Origin of the sequence: Kocuria sp. ZOR0020 (assembly GCF_000800955.1) — a bacterium.
GTDB lineage: Bacteria > Actinomycetota > Actinomycetes > Actinomycetales > Micrococcaceae > Kocuria > Kocuria subflava.
On sequence record NZ_JROX01000046.1, the window covers coordinates 21,363 to 37,744 of the forward strand.

The window sequence follows — 16,382 nt, forward strand, 5'->3', positions numbered from 1 at the left end:
GGCTTGGTCAAACTTTGCGACAGCATCCCCATGGTGGCATGCCCGGCTGCGCACCCCCCACTCACGCCTGGAGTTGTCCACACAAGTGCCAATGCAGCGGTTAACACGATGTATTTTCGTGCAAAATCCCGTACTGGGCGCCTACTGTTGGCTCCCACAGTGGGTCTCTTGTTCGAGCACGCGGCAGGTCCATGTCATGCTGGGGAAAGCACACGCCGGCGATTTTGGGGATCGCCATCACGCGTGACATGGCCGCATGTCGCTTGCGCACCAGGGCTCGCCCATCAGGTCATTCCGGGGAGAGGTTGATGTCCGCAGCCAAGCGATCGCGAGGATTCGAGCCATCCACACGTGTGGATGGAAGGGGGAAACGAACCGTGCGCGAGACTTCACCGTACGAAGTCAACGAAATTTCAGCCGCAGAGCTGGGCCGCTCCGTGCGCCGCCGCTGGTGGCTGCCGCTGCTGGGGCTCGCTGTGGGCGTGGCCATGGCTTTCGCGTTCTCACTGACACAACAGGACGAATACCGCTCCGTGACAACAGCCCTGGTCCATGCCACCAGCGATGAAACCACCGCAACTGACCGCTTGGCTGCGGAGGAACTTGCCAAGTCCCGTGTGGCCACATACCAGTCGCTGGGCAATTCCGTGGTGGTGGCAGACGCCGTGAAACGCGACTTGGATCTGGATGCCTCCACGGATGAGCTGCTGGACTCAGTCCGTGTGGTGGGCAGCCCGGACTCCACGGACCTGGAGATCACTGCCCTTGCCGCCACTCCGCAGGAGGCCTCCGACCTGGCATCCGCATGGCGTGACGCCCTGGGTGGCGCGGCCGGTGACCCTCAGCCCGGGGACAACATTCAGTTGCTGCCCGCCGGGGAACCGACCATCCCGGAAAATCCCTCGGGAATCTCCACCCCCCTGATCTTCGCCATCGGTGGAGCCGTGGGGCTGCTGCTGGGCATTGTGGCCGCCGTCAGCCTGGGCCACCCCAAGAACAGGCGCCGCTGAGCCCATCTGTCCGGGCTGTCAGGCCCAGGTACCGGTGACTCCCGCAATGTTCTGGTCGATCAACCGGGTTTTCCCATTCGCAGGGACTTCCAACCGAGTCACGCTGCGCAGGGACAAGCGCACGCCGTCCCCGGTGCGTCGCTGCATGGCTTCCAAAAAGAGCTGCAACTGCTGATCATCAGCGGATGCACTGGGCTCCACCATCAGAACGGCCTGTCCTGGTTGATCCTGGCGGAACCTGAACCTGTTCACCGTGGTGAACTCAGACCCGTGAAGGTTGAGTGCAGTGGTGGCCAGCAAACTGCCATCGGCACGTACCAACCCCTCCCTGCCGCGCCTGGCCGTGATGTCCTTGAAAGTGGGGCCTCCCCACCGGTCCGTCCCCACCACCTCCGCCGAGTCCCCGGTGTCATAACGCAGGAATGGTTGGCCTGTCAGGCGCAGCCCTGTGGTGATGATCCGCCCGCGCTGGCCCGGCTGCGCCGGTGAGCCGTCCTCCCGGAGCACCTCTGTGATGCCGTACAAGGGCTCTGGGTGGAACACCCAGTTGCTGTCCATGCCGGCAAACACAGTGCGTTCGGACAGTCCGTAGAAGTTGGCCACCTGGGCATTCGGAAACACCCGGTTGAGCACCGTGGCCTGCGCACGAGTCAATTCCTCGGAGACCGTGAGCAATCCGCGGATCTGTGTACGCCAGGGGTCGGTGGGCAGGTGTTCCTCGAGCAAACGAGCCAGATAGTCCATGGCTGATGGGTAACCGTGGATGTATCGGATGTGGTGCTGTTTGATGAGGTCCCAGTGCTCCACCAGTTTTTCCGGACTCAGCGCACGCGTACGCAGCGTGATCTCGCCAGTCAATGACTGGACGTAATAGTCGGCATCCCCCGGGAGATCGGCGGCACCGCGCAGGAACACACGCCAATCGTTGAGTTGGTACCCGGTGCGGTTGTTCCACACATGATGCACGTAGGCCCATTCGCCCGCCCCACGGGCCTTGTTGAGGTGGAAAACGATCGGGTCACCGGAAGTTCCCGAGCTGGTGACCAGCTCCACCTCGTCCGCATCCACCGTCAACATGCGCGAGGTGTTTTCTGACAGAGCCTGCCTGGTCAAGATGGGCAGTTCCCGAAGAATCTGATGCGGGTCACGGGCGGCATGCTTCAAAGCCTGGTACCCGTCCGCTGTTGAGTAGTAGTCAGTGTCGGATGCCAGAGCCAGGAGGTGGCCGAGGCGCCGCGCCTGCTCCTCGCGCCCCCAGGACGGCACGGCATGAGCCTTGACGATGTCCCGGCCGGTTCGGCGAAAATCTGGGCCATACCGCATGGAGACAGGCACCATTCGAGCCAGACCGGCAATCTTCTCACGCTGCTCCACCGGCAAATGGGCTATGTACTCGCGAACAGAAACCACAGACTTCCCCCATCGCGTGTTTGCTTGTGACTTTCACAATCGACCGACATGGCAGTCGCACGCCAGATTCTCCAGGCAGCTCCCAAATGCTGCGTGATTGTCCGGTCAGTGTAGTGCGTTCACTTGGGACTTTCCTTCCACCAGACCCGGATGGCACCCCCACCCAGCCAGGCTCACGCCCAGGTGCTGACCACTCCGTCGATGTTCTGATCCACCAACCGGGCCTTGCCCCCGGGTGGCACCTGGAGACGGTCAACCACCTCAAAGCTCAGCTCCACCTGATCCTTGGTGCGGCTGACCATGGTGGTGTAGAAGTCCTTGAGGTCCTCACTGGTTGCACGGGCAGAGGGCTCCACCATGAGAGCCACCTTCCCGGGTTCGTCCTGACGGAACCGGAACCTGTTCACACACAGGAACTGGTGTCCGTGAACATTCAGAGGGGTGGTGGGGAACAGCGTTCCGTCTGCGCGGACCAGGCCTTCGCGTCCGCGGCGTGCCTTGATGTCCTTGAACGTGGGCTCCCCCCAGGCGTTGAATCCCACCACTTCTGCGGAATCACCGGTGTCATAGCGCAGGAAAGGATGCCCCATCAGGCGTAGTCCTGTTGTCACAATTCGTCCACGTTCACCCACCTGCGCTGGGCTGCCGTCTGCCTTGAGGATTTCGGTGATCCCGTAGAGAGGCTCCGGGTGGAACACCCATTCCCGGTCCATGGGGGCAAACACGGTGCGTTCGGAGAGCCCGTAGAAGTTGGAGACCTTTGCGTTGGGGAAGACCCGTCGGAAGGTCTCGGCCTGGGCCGGTGTGTACTCCTCGGAGACCGCCAGGATGCCCTTGACCTGATACCGCCAGTCGTCGTCGGGAAGGTGGGTTTCCAGCAGGCGCGCCATGTAGTCGATGGAGGCCGGGTAGCCGTGGATGTAGCGGATGCTGCGATCCGTGACCAGCTTCCAGTGCTCCCGGATCTTTTCCGGGGACAGGGCTTGTATGCGCAGCACCACTTCCCCGGTGGTGGCCTGCACCAAGTGGTCCTTGGACTCGTCAAACTCCACGGCACCCCGCAGGAACAGCCGCCAGTCATCCAGCTGATAACCGGTGTCCTGCTCCCAGGCGTTCTGAACGTAAGCCCATTCCCCGGCCCCACGTGCCTTGTCCAGGTGGAACAGGATGGGGCTACCGGAGGTTCCGGAGCTTGCCACCAGTTCAACCGTGGATCGGGATGCTGGGGCAATCATCAACTCGGTGTTGGCGGATAATGCCGCACGGGTCAACACCGGCAGCTGCGCCAAAACCGTGAAGGGGTCATCAACCTGAGGGGCGAATGACTTCAGCGCCACGTAATCAAAATGTTCACCGTAATATTCCGTGCTCGCGGCGACTGAAAGCAACTTGATCAACTGGCGGCGGCGTTCTTCTTGTCCCCAAAAAGGTACCGAGTGTGCCTTCAGAATATCGCGGCGGGTTCGACGGTAGGCCGGCCCGTAGCGCAGACGTACTGGTATGGCTCGCACCAGGACAGCAAACTTCTCCCGTTGCTCCGCCGGTAGATGCGCAATACGCTCGCGCACGGAAATCATGATCTCCCCTTGTCAGCCTCGGTTTCAGCTGGGAGGTGAGGGCCCCCGCGCTGCTGCACCCCTTGGGCTGCACTGAATCTCTTGGCTTTGGTCAGGTTCTTTGACGTGCAGAACTTGCACCCCTGATGATGCATCATCATATAGGTATGAATCGTGATGTGCATTCGGGGCCAAGATCCCGCAGTTGTCCATCACAACAGGATCTTGGCCCCGAATCATCCACAACAAGATTTTGTTATGAAACGGTTGTCATCAGCCGAGATTTGAGGGATTCCATATCCGGGAACGGATTTCCGAACCGGTGCATGGTCATGGAAACTGCCTGCTCATGGAGCATTTCCATGAGTTCCACTCGAGCAGCTCCAACCACCGGGTGGCTCAGCACTGCGACGTCCGGAGTTGCCCCCAGTGCGGCACCCAGATTGACGTCCGTGCCGATCAGCTTGATGCGGGCACCGGCGTGCAGGTCCTCGGCCGGGGTTCGCTGCGATTCGGTGTCGCTGGCCCCGGCTGCCTCGGCCTGGTCAGCCTCCACGGCGTCACCGCTGAGCACGCGGGCCACCGCCTGCTCGCGGAACTCGGCATCGGTGGCCGCAGGCAGAACACCTGAGAACAGGTCCCGCGCCACCAGCGGCAACTCGTCAGCGATTCGCGGCGCGGGGCTGAGCACCACATGGGAACCGGAGCGCGCTGCTGCCAGTCCCACCCGCACCACGTCCGTGACGGGTGCATCCTCAGCTGCGCGCACCACCACACGACGCGGACGGTAGCGGAACAGGTTGGCCTCCACAGAAAGGCCGGTGGGGTCCTTGGTGACGCCGAATTCACCGTCCCAGGCCTTTTGGTCCACGGCTGCGCATGAACGCAACCAGGCCAGGTCCGGTTCCGGCAGCGTGTTGGCCAGTTCCGCGGAGGAGAGCACGGCCGAGACCACGGGGTGGGCACTGCCGCCGGTGGTGTCCCGGTGGAATCCTGCCTTGTACCAGGTCCCCAGCTGGGCCAGGTAGTTGGGCCCACCAGCCTTGGCGCCCAGCCCCACAGAGGACTTCTTCCAACCACCGAACGGCTGACGCTGCACGATGGCACCCGTGATCCCCCGGTTCACGTACAGGTTGCCGGCCTTCACACCCTCCAGCCATCGCTCAACCTCTGTGGCGTCCAGGGAGTGCACACCGGCAGTCAGCCCGTAGTCCACGGCGTTCTGCCATTCCAGGGCCTGACCCAGGTCCTTGGCGTGCATGAGCCCCAGCACGGGGCCAAAGACCTCCGTGAGGTGGAAGAAGGATCCGGGTTTGACGCCCTTCTTGATCCCGGGACGCCACAGCCGCCCCGTGTCATCCAGTTGTTTGGGCTCCAGCAGCCAGGTTTCGCCGTCGTCGAGTTGAGTCAGGGCGCGGCGCAGTTTGCCCTCCGGTTCCTTGATGACGGGGCCCACCACGGCCTGCAGATTCTGCGGCCAGTCCACCACCATGGATTCGGCGGCGTCCAGCAACTGGCGTTCAAAACGCTCAGAGGTCCCCACGGAGCCCACCAGAATGCCCAGGGACGCCGCAGAGCACTTCTGTCCTGCGTGACCGAAGGCGCTGGTCACCAGATCCCACACCGCTCGGTCGCGGTCGGCTGCGGGTGTGACCACCAGGGCGTTCTTGCCGGAGGTCTCACCGGTCACAGGCCGCCCGGTGCGCCAACCACCGAACAGTTCAGCGGTTTCGTATCCGCCGGTCAGCAGCACCCGGTCCACACCGGGGTGGGAGACCAACGCCTTGCCGGTGTCGCCTTCCACGGAGTCCACCAGCTGGAGCACCTCACGCGGAACACCTGCATCCCACAACGCCTCGATGATCGCAGCCGAGCAGCGCTTGGTCTGCGGAGAGGGCTTGTGGATCACGGCGGCCCCCACCGCCAGCGCCGCCACCGTGGAACCGCACGGAATGGCCAACGGGAAGTTCCACGGCGGGGTCACCAGCACCAGGGTGTCCGGGTCGAACACCGCACCGTCCACCTGCTCCAGTTCCAGGGCCCGGCGCGCGTACCAGCGGCAGAAATCCATGGCCTCAGAGACCTCGGGGTCGCTCTGCGGCAGGGCCTTGCCGGTTTCAGCGCCGGCAACGGCCATCAGGTGACCGCGGCGCTCCCCCAGGATGTCAGCGGCGCGGTTGAGGATCTCCGCGCGCTCACGCGCTCCCCGGGCCTGCCACTGCTTGGCGGCGTGCCGCCCGGTTTCCACGACGACGGCGACCCCGTCCTCATCCAGGCCGTCGGGCAGCGCAAGGGAGTCGTACCAGCGGCGGTCCGTGATCTGTTCGGCGATCTCGGCGGCCCACTGCTGGTTGGCCGGCACGGACACGTCCGTGTCAGGTTCATTGACAAAAGGCTGATCCAGCGGCTGGTGCCCCTGGTAACCACCGTTGGCCTCGCCCGCGCGGTCCTGGTTGCGGTGCGGCTCAGGTGCCTGGTCACCATCCAGGGCGATGCCTTCTTCCATCAACTGCTGCACGGAGGCTTTGAACCGGGCGGCCTCACGCTCAAAGATGGCGTTGCCGGGTGCCAACTCAAAGATCCCGGACATGAAGTTCTCACTGGCTGCGTTCTCCTCCAGGCGGCGGACCAGGTAGGAGACGGCCACGTCGAACTCGGCGGGGCGAACGGCCGGGACGTAGAGCAGGATTCGGCCCACATCTTCGGACACCGCCACGGACTGCTCCACGGCCATGCCCTGCAGCATCTCGAATTCGATCCGGTCCGTGACCCCGCGTTGTTCGGCCAGCAGGTGGGCGAATGCGATGTCGAACAGGTTGTGCCCGGCAACGCCGATCCGCATTCCGGACAGCCGCTGCGGGGTGAAAGCCCAGGCCAAGGCGCGCTTGTAGTTGGCGTCCGTCGCCTGCTTGGAGGGCATGGTGGTCAGGGGCCAGTCGTGGACCTCGGCATCCACCTTCTCCAAAGCCAGGTTGGCGCCCTTGACCAGGCGGATCTTGATCTGGGCGCCGCCGTCGGCAACGCGCTGGGCCGCGAACTCGGAAAGACGCTGAATGGCGCCCAGTGCATCGGGCAGGTAGGCCTGGACCACGATTCCGGCCTCCAAGTCCTTCAGCTCAGCACGGTCCAGGAGTTCAATGAACACCTCTGTGGTCAGGTGCAGGTCCGAATAGAACTCCATGTCCAGATTGATGAACTTGGTACCGGCCGGGGCAGCAGCTGCCTTGAGGTACAGAGGCAGCAAGCGGTCCACCACGCGGGTCACGGTGCCGTCAAAACCCCAGTGGGAGAGTTGAGCCACCACGGAGGAGACCTTGATGGAGGCGTAGTCCACGTCCGAGCGCTCCAGCAGGTCGTCAACGTCCTTGAGGTGCTTGTCAGCCTCCTCGTCTCCCAGGACCTCCTCACCCAGCAGGTTGATGTTGAGGGGGTTGCCCTGCTCGGTGAACTTGGCCACGGCCTTGCCGAACGGCTCAGGGCGGGCATCCACCACCAGGTGTCCCACCATCTGGCGCAGGCGACCCCGGGCCACCGGGATCACGGCGGCCGGAGCCAACCGAGAGAACACTCCACCGGCCAGAATCTGGGAACGGTCCACCTTGGACAAGCTCTTGGGTGCCAGTTTGGCCACCCGCTGCAATGCCTTGGCCGCTGCCTTGCTGTCCTCGGTGCGGACCACTCGGTCCACAAAACCAGTGGTGAACTCCAGCCCGTCCGGGTCCTTGAGGATGGCGGAGAGGCGGTCAGCTCCTGGGGAGGATGCCTTGCCCTCCTTGGCCACACGATCGGCCCGGTCCAACCAGGCGCTCACCTGGTCAACGGCGGGTTGAACAAGATCAGTCAGACCTTCAAGGCCCTGCAACTGATCGGCACCGCCGTGGGTGGTGGCGGGAATCTGCTGGTCCGTGTCGGGTCTCTGGCCGGTACCGGGGTTCTCAGGCATGGTGTTGGACACGTGTGCGCCCTCTTTCAGCTCGCCCTGGGACGGAACCGTGGCACTCCCACGGCCTCCGGCCATGGTCTCCACAGGGCAAAAAAATGGGCCGGTGACAATACTCTAAGGGACTCACATGTCTGCTGTGTCACATGCTCCGGCAAGCACATTCCGGGCCGGACACCGCGCTGGTGCGGCTACCTGAGCGGGCCGGTGGTCTTCAGGAAATGCCAAAGAATCGGCGCAGCTTGCGCTTGATGAAACCGAAGAACGAATTGTCCGCCAGCACGTTGGCCACGTTGTGCATCTCCCGCTGCTGTTCCCTCAACAAGACTGCCAGTTCCGCGTTCTGCCGCTCCAGGTGCTCAATGCGTTGCCGAACGCTGCTGAACTCCCGCGCCATGAACAGCGGCAGCCCGATCCCGTTCTCCCGGGTCCACTCCTGGAAGTGGCGCTCCCGCACAGCAAGGTCGTACTGCCGGTGGTGCTGAGCTCCGGCGATCATGGAGTTGCCCAACTCGCCGGCCTGCTCCGGGCGCTGCTGCCAGAAGGCCAAGGGCAAGCCGTCAATGAATCCGATGGTGGCGGCCTGAGCGAATCGTAGGTGGAACTCCCAGTCACCGACTGCCGGCAAGGTTTCGTCGTAGTCGCCGATCACCCCGTGCATGGATCGGCGGTACAGGAAGGAAATGGGCAGGGCCCGGTTGATCTCCATCAGGTCCGTCAAGGTGATGGAGTGCAACTGCGCCCAGAAAATCTCCCGTCCCGTTTCATGGATCACGGGCGGTTCGGCCTTCAGGTCAACCGATTCGTACACGATCTCCGTACGCACCATCACGCCACCATCCGTGCAGGACGGACGCTCCAAGTACGCCACGGTGCGCTGCAGGAACAGGGGGTGCCAGCGGTCGTCGTCGTCGTGAATGCACAGGAATTCGCTGTCCGTGGCCCGCACGCCGATGTTGGAGGCGGCCTCCATGCCGTAGGACCTCCGGTTGTGGATCACGGAGACCCGGCCCGCGAATTCCCGTTCGCGTGCTGCCACCAGGGCGTCAACGGGTTGGGGATCGCCGCCGTCGTTGACGATCACCAGGCGCCAGTCCGCAAAACTCTGCGCCAGGACGTCATCCAGGGCCCGCTCCAGCAAGATGGCACGGTCCTTGGTGCGCATCACAATCGCCACTGTGGCCCGGTGTGATTCCAGCACCGGTGCCTGGGGCCGTGTCCAGTCCCGGCGCAGGGCTCGCGCAATCTCCGAACCCGCTCCGGCAGGTGGCACTTCCGCCAGTTCCGACGGTACAGGTGCTGATCCTGTCAGGCCTACAGCCACGGTGTCCCACCACGCAGCGGCGTTGGCGCGGACGGCGGCTCGCCTGGCCAGGAGGTCATCGGAGAACTGCTCCCGGCCCTCCACCATGTCCTGGGTCCACTTCTGAGCGGCTTCACGTAGATCCCACGCCACGGAACGCGGGGTCAACAACGCACCCAATGGCATGACCTGACCGCTGATCCCCCAGGTGGCGCACGCCCCGTCCATGCGCACTTCCGCAAAGTTGTCCACCGCCACCGGCAGCACCGTGGCACCACCGGCCAACCCGAAAACCACCGGGTGGTAGCGGGAGGTCACCACGTAATCTGCGGTCAGGGTTCGCCGCACACTTGCAGCGGCGGATTCGATCTCACGGTGTACGGACTCGCTGTGCATTCGCACGGCCACTTTGCGGTGAAACGCCGGGTCATGGTCGTTTTCGCCCGGTTGCGCCATGTGCGGAACGAACTCCACACAACCGCCCGTGCGATGCACCAGGGAATCCAGTACGACGGCGTAGGCCTCCGCCGCCTCTTCCGTTCCGTATGCTCCGGTGCGGTTGGCGAACGTTGCCACAATGCGCGGACGGGTGGGATCCCCGGATTCGCGCACCTCAACAGGGGTGGTGTCCGCATGGCCATCCACGGCCTGGTCGATGGTGGGCACCGCAGTGGTGGTACCGGCCTGGTTCTCTGAACCGTGTTGTGACCAGCGTGAACTCAGGGCGTCCAGGGCCCAGCCGGTGGCATCATCCGCACAGGCGCGCACACCACGGTGGTTGGGGCACAAAATGTTGGCCAGGCGGTAGGACTCAGGGTCCCGTAAGCCCACCAACGTTGCCTTCTCCAAGGTCTCACGCAGCACCTCACGGTCCACCGGGGACAGATTGGGCCCCAGCGTCTGGCCGCTGAACACCACGGGCTTGTTCAGGCGCTCGGCCACCCGCACGACGGCGGCGCGTTCGTAAAGCAGCCACCCGAACTCCGAGTTCATGTTGCCGCCACCGGCCACCAGAACCGCATCCACCCCGCGCAGCACCTCGATCAGCGCAAACACCGGGTCCGATTCGGGTATCGCCTCTGTTTGCCCGGCCAACAGCTGGTCGATTTCTTCCAGGCGCTGTTGGCGCTGGGCCGGCGGCCACGGGAAAGTCAGCGTGGGGACCGCCTGGACGGAGTCGTACTGGCTCAAGGTCTCCTGGACATTTCGCGTGAGCAGCACCAGATCAGTGATGCCCCGGGCCTTCAGTGCAGCCACCGCGGCATGGCACATGGCCTCGTCACCCACGTGGTAAGTGGGTTGACCGATGTCGCTGAGGATGGCTACACGCATGACCGAAATCCTCCCACAACCCGGGTTGCCGTCAGGGGCGGGCACCCGGCTGGTGTCCATCCTCACTCACGGGTCTCTCACCTGCCGTAGGCAGTGTCACCGTCGGACTCACGCAGAGCAGCATTGCCCGCCTGCCGCAGCGCCTCCTGCATGGCCGGCAGCGCCACGGCACCGGACTCATGTGTTTGGTCGGGTTGATCCGGTCGGGGGTCGTTGTCCGGGTCATCCAACAGCCCCGTGTGCGCCGAACCTGCCGTCACGTGATGGATGGCGTCGATGGCCTGGATCAGACTGAGGTGCGGCAACACCTGCGGCAGATTGCCCAGCATCCGCCCACCGGAATCAGGGTCCCCGTCGTAGGCAGCAGCCAACAGGCCAAGGTCGTTGCCGCGTTTCAACACAGCCTCCAACACCTCCCGGGCCCGCTCCACCTCACCACTGTGGGCCAGATTCACCACCAGCCACAGGGTCACACTCAGGTGTCCGGCATCCTCCCCGGCAAAACCGTCCTGACCCACCTGGGACTCAAAATCCTCGGGCGGCGAGTCCGGTGGCAGGTGAACGTTGCGGTACCGGCGCAACAGGCCGTCGTCGTCGCTGAGTTCCTGGGCAATGCGGGCAGCGGTACGCACCATGCGGGGATCATCCCAAGCCACAAAGCCCACCGTGGGCAACAACAGCAAGGAGGCATCAACGTGAGTTGACCCGTAGTGCTGCACAAAGCTGCCCTGGGCGGGGTCATAACCAGAGGTCCAGATCTCCAGCGCCAGTTGGTCCCTGTGGGTCTCCCAGAGTTGGAGGTCACCGTCCAGACCGTGAATCTTGACTGCGTCCACACCGGATTGCAGTGCGGCCCACATCATCACCCGGGAATGTGTGTAGAACTGCGGGTCCCCGCGCATTTCCCACAGGCTCTGATCGGCGTCCTCGTAGTGCTTGAGCACATGACCCAGCAGCGCCTTCTGCAGCGGCCAGGACAACCGATCCTCTTCCAAACCGCGACGTCGCAGCTTCTCAAAGGCCACCAACACGTGCCCCACCGTGTCCGACTGGTGTGCCCGGGACGCACCATTGCCCACGCGAACGGGCCGTGAGCGTTCATAGCCCGGCAGGTCCAGCGAATGCTCAGACGTGGCCCGCTCCCCCGCCAGTCCGTACACGCTCTGCAACGCCTCCGGATCCCCCGCCAGGCACCGCAGCAACCAGTTGCGCAGCTGCAGAGCTTCACGGTCATGGCCGTGGTTGAGCATCACCTCCAGGGCAAAGGTGGCATCACGCACCCAGGTGAATCGGGCATCCCAGTTCCGGTCTCCGCCGATCTTCTCCGGCAGCGCTGCGCTGGCTGACCCGGCCAGGCCACCGGTTTGTTGGTGCATGAGGGAACGGATCACCAACAGCGAGCGCCGCACGTGGTGGTCGAGTTCGCGTGGATTCTCCACACTCCACTGCTGGTCCCAGTCCCGCCACAGCTGCTTGGTTTCCCGCAGCTGTTCCCCCACGTCCATGGGTGCCGGCGGGGTGCGATGCGACGGGAAGTACGTCAACACGAAGTCGCGGGTCTGCCCGGCCGCCACCGTGAACCGGCCGGCGTGTCTGGGGCCTTCCTGGTCACGGATGAATGCGGGGATGGGTTCCCCGCGCAGCACCATGGCATCTGGTCCGGCCAGCGCAATGACTTCCGTGGCCCCTGGGTTCTCCGTGACCGGGTCCTCCGCTGATTCGAACTGGGAGACCCACGGCATCAGCTGACCGTAGTCAAAGCGCATCCGCACTTCCTGGAACATCTCCACTTCACCGGTGAGCCCCTCCACGCGGCGCACCAGGCTGAGGTCCTCCGTGAGCGGCATGAAGTCCGTGACGCGTACGGATCCTGCATCCGTGATCCACACGGTCTGCAGCACAAAGGTGTTCTCCGCGTAGAACCGCTCCCCCACCCGGCAGTTCTCCTGCCAGGACTGCTCGGGCAACTCGGTGCCGTCGTGCTCCACGGTGGCGGCCGGGGCCAACAGCCAGCGGCCGTCCTTGGCGGTGCCCAGCAGTGCACCGAACACTGCCGGGGAGTCAAAGCGCGGAACGCACAGCCAGTCCACGGACCCGCGCCTGGACACCAAGGGGCCCGTTTGCATGTCGGAGAGCAGCGCGTAGTCCTCGATCAGGGAAGCCATGCTCTACATCATGAACGACGCCGGCGACCCGCCACCACCATGGCCGCGCCCAGGGTCACCACGGCAACCAGTCCAGAGCCAACAATGACGGCGGGGCCGGCACCTGCTCCCGTGAGCTGCAACCGGCTGCGGGCTTCGGCGCTGGGTTGGCGGGTCTGGGTTCCAGCGTTGAGCTCGCCAGGCTGGGCCTCGGAGTTCTCCGCGGGGACGTGGGCGGTCTCCAGGACTGATGCCTCTGATCCCAGTACCACGCTGGCATCAGGCGTTCCTCCGGGGACCTGTGGTGTGTCCACCATGACCAGCAAGGAGTCCTGGGTGGCCCGTTGCGCCGTGATGGGGTCCTCACCAGCAGCCTCAACAGCGGATGCACTGACCTGGGTGCCACTGTGCGTGGTGCCGGAGACGGTCACTCCGATCGAATCAACATCTGCAAAAGCGTCAGCCGGAAGGCTCACGCGGAAGTCACCTGCTGCGTTGGTGGAGGCAGAACCGAGCTCACGCCCGGTGGCCAGGTCAGTCAAGGTGACGGTGGGGTCCAGCACCACGCCCTGGTTCACCACCGTGCCCACCAACATGAGCTGGGCACCGCCGCTCTCACCCGTCTCCGGAGAGACTGCAGTCCCAGGTTCAGCAGATGGCGACGGCGTGCCCGGCTCCACCTGGGTCGGACCCGGGGAGGCCATCGGTGGATCCATCTGGACCGGGGCCGCAGACGACGTGTCATCGGGGGCAGTGGGGGTTTGTGAAGCCGCGGGCGAGGGGAGGTCATCCACCGCCCAGGCCGTGGCACCCCCAGCAACGGGCATCCCGATCACCAACGAGGCAGCGGCCAGCGCACAGGCTGGAATGCCACGGAGGGTGGACGGGCCGGAGATCATGCGCCTGATCTTTCTGGGGTGGCCGCAGCGCCGATGAGCACATGAGGGGTGAGGGAAGCTCAGCGGCGGGGTGGCTCTGGTGGTGGTCCTCACACTTTACTGCGTCCCCCCGGGGCGCGGCGTAGTTGATGTGCAAACGTTATCCATCGTGACGCCGCATGTCAGAACACCTATTGCCTGATATGCAGACGGAGACGCCCCGTGCTGCTGCTCTCCCAAACAGCGGCACGGGGCATCCCCCTTCCACCTGGCTGGTTCTCAACCAGGTCGGTGCTCCCACGGTGCGCGCCAGCAACTGCTCACGCCGGAACCTCAGCACCGTGTTCATGCACTGACAGCGTGAGGCACACCGCCAGGCATCTGCAGCGAATGACCACGGACGGATCCTCATTCGCTAATGCAAGGTTTGCATACGCACACGGCTGGCGCAAGGGCATAGGGTGGATCTTGGCAACACATCTCACCTGAAGGAGCGATGCCGCGTGGAGATCACCATTGGCGTGACCGGAATGACCTGCGAACACTGCGTCAAGGCCGTCACGGAAGAACTGATGGGCATTGAGGACGTCCGGAACGTGGACGTGGAACTGCGCGAGGGACTGCCCTCCCCCGTGACCATCACATCCACCCGCGAGTTGGCACCGCTGGAAATCGAATCCGCGGTGGACGAGGCCGGATACGTGGTGGTTTGAGACATGAGATGAGCCCGCCCCCAACGTGACGGGCTCATCTCATGTCCGAGCCTTGTCCGGCAAGAGTTCTATTGCTCCGGATGGACGCGCTTGCCGAACTCCGGGCCGCCGTCGTGATCCCTGGCCTCCGGTGAAGTGGTGTCCGCAGAAGCCGCCGAACCCGGCTGGCCGCTGGCGGGACCGGCCTGCGTGCTCCGACGCTGAGCGCGCCGCTGCGCGTACAACTTGGCCGATGACCGGTTGACCCCGGAACCCTCCCCCAAGCCAGGATCATTGGGCTTCTCCAACATCATGAGCGTGGCGCAGACCACCACGGAGGCGATGAACGCGATGCCGCCCACAATCAGGCCCAGGTCCACGCGCATGCCGTCCTGAGTGCCACCGGCTGCAACAAAACTGGTCACGCCACCGGCCACCAAACCCAGCACTGCGGACACGGCCAGGGGCCCCTTGACGTCCGGCGCGCGCCGCTGGGACTTCCGGGACTGGCGTGACACTGGGTGTTCCTCCTGTGGTGGCTGCGTGACGGCTGGGCCTGACTGCCCAGGCGCAACGCGCTGTGTTGTGAAATCTTGGTCTGTGGTCATACCTACGGGACGCTCCAAGCGTCTCTGGCACACCGGCCCAGTCTACGCGGCCGGTGCAACCGTGGCTCACGGCTGCGCGGCCTCCCGGCGTGCGGCGTCGTGACGCAGGGACAAACCCGCCAGCAGCAGGAACACCCCGGAGACGATGGCAGCACCACCAGTCACGCCCAGCACCGCGTGCATGTCCAGGCCGGAAACCAGCAGCACACCGATGGCCGCACCCACAGCCAACAACCCCGTGAGAGCCCAGTCGCGCCCCAACGGATGAACCTTGCGCCGAGTGGAACCCACCCACAGTTCAGGCAGGCCCACCAGCACCAGACCCACGGAAACCACCAACACCAGGGACATCAAGCTGCCGCCCAACACCACAACCGCCACCGCGGCCAACAGCGCCAGGAAACCTGCAGAACGCAGGGAGGCCTCCAGCCCGTCCAGCCCCAGGCTGGGGTGTTCAGCAGCACGCTGCTGCGTCCAGAGCATGCCGACCCCCGTCCCCGCGAACCACAGGGCCAGCAGCCACGTTCCCACCGCATGGGAAGGTGCGGTCACAAAAATGGTGGCTGCCGCGAAAGCCAGGGCCACACCGGCTCGGAACAAGGTGGGGGCGGCCAGTGCTCGGAGGGCGGCTGCGGAATGCTCCTGGGTCACGGAGTCCTTCTTTTCAAGCTGAGTTCAACGGGTCCCAGCCACTGTAAACCCGCAATCCCCGTTACGCAGACGGCCGTGGCCGGGTCACGTGACCCGGCCACTGCCGTTGGTTGTGCACGACGACGGCGCGTTGGCCGCCCCTGACTCTCATGCGTCGTAAGCAGCACCTGCGGGGTCAGGCTCCCCGGCACACAGGACCAGCAGGATGATCCCACCCACCATCGGGACGAAGCTGATGAAGTAGAACCAGCCCGAACGGTTGGTGTCGTGCAAGCGCCGCACGGTGACAGCAATGGTTGGAACCAACAGCGCCAAGCTCACCAGACCGATCAAGGCCAGCGTGAGCAGGTAGAAGGCCAGGGCCCCGCCGGAAGGCTCATTGGTGTATGGGTCCGCGCTGGAGATCATGGTGACCAGTGCGATGATGAACAGGGCCAGCAATGCCAAAAAAATCAATGACTGGCCCAGATAAGCCCACCAGAACTCGGAGCGCGATGCACGACCACTGAACTGGGTGTACTTGCGGAAGAAATTCTTCATGGCGCCCATGAAATTGACCTGCTCACCGGGCTGGGATCCCACCGGGTAACCCTGAGCGCCATGGCCGACCGCATTGTTGCCGGCGCTGGGCTGGCTGTAGGGGGACTGACCAGCAGGCTGCGGTGCGCCGTTCTGGGAGTCAGGTTCCTGAGGGTTGATTCCGTAGCTCATGACTGCTTTCTTGAGGAGGGGAACTCATATTGACGTTTGCAAACGTATGCCTCCGCAAGCCCCAGATGCACTTTGATGACAGATCATGACGGGCCCAGTCGAGTCAGAACACGGCGCGGCGGCAGCAACGCCACTGAGGACGTTGCT

General features: G+C 64.3%; 11 protein-coding genes. 2 read left to right on the forward strand and 9 right to left on the reverse strand.

The window, feature by feature from the left end; genetic code table 11:
• The first annotated feature begins 377 nt into the window (after positions 1-377).
• A complete protein-coding gene (locus L979_RS03150) occupies positions 378-1,010 on the forward strand; it encodes a YveK family protein (protein ID WP_047689102.1) in 633 nt (210 codons plus the stop codon).
• 18 nt (positions 1,011-1,028) lie between these two features.
• Here L979_RS03150 and L979_RS03155 read toward each other — a convergent pair whose 3' ends face one another.
• From L979_RS03155 to L979_RS03185, 6 genes are all read right to left on the reverse strand, one after another.
• Complete coding sequence (locus L979_RS03155) at positions 1,029-2,420, reverse strand: AMP-binding protein (protein WP_047689105.1); 1,392 nt, start codon at positions 2,418-2,420, stop codon at positions 1,029-1,031.
• A gap of 173 nt (positions 2,421-2,593) precedes the next feature.
• Positions 2,594-3,997 carry an AMP-binding protein gene (locus L979_RS03160; RefSeq protein WP_047689108.1) on the reverse strand — a complete coding sequence of 468 codons (1,404 nt, stop codon included), beginning with the start codon at positions 3,995-3,997 and terminating at the stop codon, positions 2,594-2,596.
• A 235-nt stretch (positions 3,998-4,232) separates the two neighbouring features.
• Positions 4,233-7,994, reverse strand: a complete 3,762-nt coding sequence (locus tag L979_RS03165) for a proline dehydrogenase family protein (protein ID WP_231559369.1) — start codon at positions 7,992-7,994, stop codon at positions 4,233-4,235.
• A gap of 136 nt (positions 7,995-8,130) precedes the next feature.
• On the reverse strand, positions 8,131-10,551 hold the full coding sequence (locus tag L979_RS14315; protein ID WP_052209407.1) for a polysaccharide pyruvyl transferase family protein: 2,421 nt from the start codon (positions 10,549-10,551) through the stop codon (positions 8,131-8,133).
• A 77-nt stretch (positions 10,552-10,628) separates the two neighbouring features.
• Positions 10,629-12,716: a glycoside hydrolase family 15 protein gene (locus L979_RS03180; RefSeq protein ID WP_052209408.1), complete on the reverse strand. Its 2,088-nt coding sequence runs from the start codon at positions 12,714-12,716 to the stop codon at positions 10,629-10,631.
• 8 nt (positions 12,717-12,724) lie between these two features.
• Positions 12,725-13,594 carry a hypothetical protein gene (locus L979_RS03185; protein ID WP_047689110.1) on the reverse strand — a complete coding sequence of 290 codons (870 nt, stop codon included), beginning with the start codon at positions 13,592-13,594 and terminating at the stop codon, positions 12,725-12,727.
• 482 nt (positions 13,595-14,076) lie between these two features.
• Here L979_RS03185 and L979_RS03190 point away from each other — a divergent pair, with 482 nt between their 5' ends.
• Complete coding sequence (locus L979_RS03190; protein WP_231559370.1) at positions 14,077-14,286, forward strand: heavy-metal-associated domain-containing protein; 210 nt, start codon at positions 14,077-14,079, stop codon at positions 14,284-14,286.
• 68 nt (positions 14,287-14,354) lie between these two features.
• Here L979_RS03190 and L979_RS03195 read toward each other — a convergent pair whose 3' ends face one another.
• The 3 genes from L979_RS03195 to L979_RS03205 all read right to left on the reverse strand — a co-directional run bounded on the left by L979_RS03195 (position 14,355) and on the right by L979_RS03205 (position 16,235).
• Positions 14,355-14,783, reverse strand: coding sequence for a hypothetical protein (locus L979_RS03195; RefSeq protein ID WP_047689113.1), 429 nt, complete (start codon positions 14,781-14,783; stop codon positions 14,355-14,357).
• Positions 14,784-14,939: 156 nt separating this feature from the next.
• Entirely contained in the window at positions 14,940-15,524 is a 585-nt protein-coding gene (locus tag L979_RS03200) for a hypothetical protein (RefSeq protein WP_081993672.1), read from the reverse strand.
• 147 nt (positions 15,525-15,671) lie between these two features.
• A complete protein-coding gene (locus L979_RS03205; RefSeq protein ID WP_052209409.1) occupies positions 15,672-16,235 on the reverse strand; it encodes a DUF805 domain-containing protein in 564 nt (187 codons plus the stop codon).
• Positions 16,236-16,382: the final 147 nt, after the last annotated feature.

Bases quoted from the DNA above. Each gene is read 5' to 3' on its own strand.
- L979_RS03160 (WP_047689108.1), bottom strand. From the start codon at position 3,997: ATGATTTCCGTGCGCGAGCGTATTGCGCATCTACCGGCGGAGCAACGG.
- L979_RS03165 (WP_231559369.1), bottom strand. From the start codon at position 7,994: ATGGCCGGAGGCCGTGGGAGTGCCACGGTTCCGTCCCAGGGCGAGCTG.
- L979_RS14315 (WP_052209407.1), bottom strand. From the start codon at position 10,551: ATGCGTGTAGCCATCCTCAGCGACATCGGTCAACCCACTTACCACGTG.
- L979_RS03180 (WP_052209408.1), bottom strand. From the start codon at position 12,716: ATGGCTTCCCTGATCGAGGACTACGCGCTGCTCTCCGACATGCAAACG.
- L979_RS03185 (WP_047689110.1), bottom strand. From the start codon at position 13,594: ATGATCTCCGGCCCGTCCACCCTCCGTGGCATTCCAGCCTGTGCGCTG.
- L979_RS03205 (WP_052209409.1), bottom strand. From the start codon at position 16,235: ATGAGCTACGGAATCAACCCTCAGGAACCTGACTCCCAGAACGGCGCA.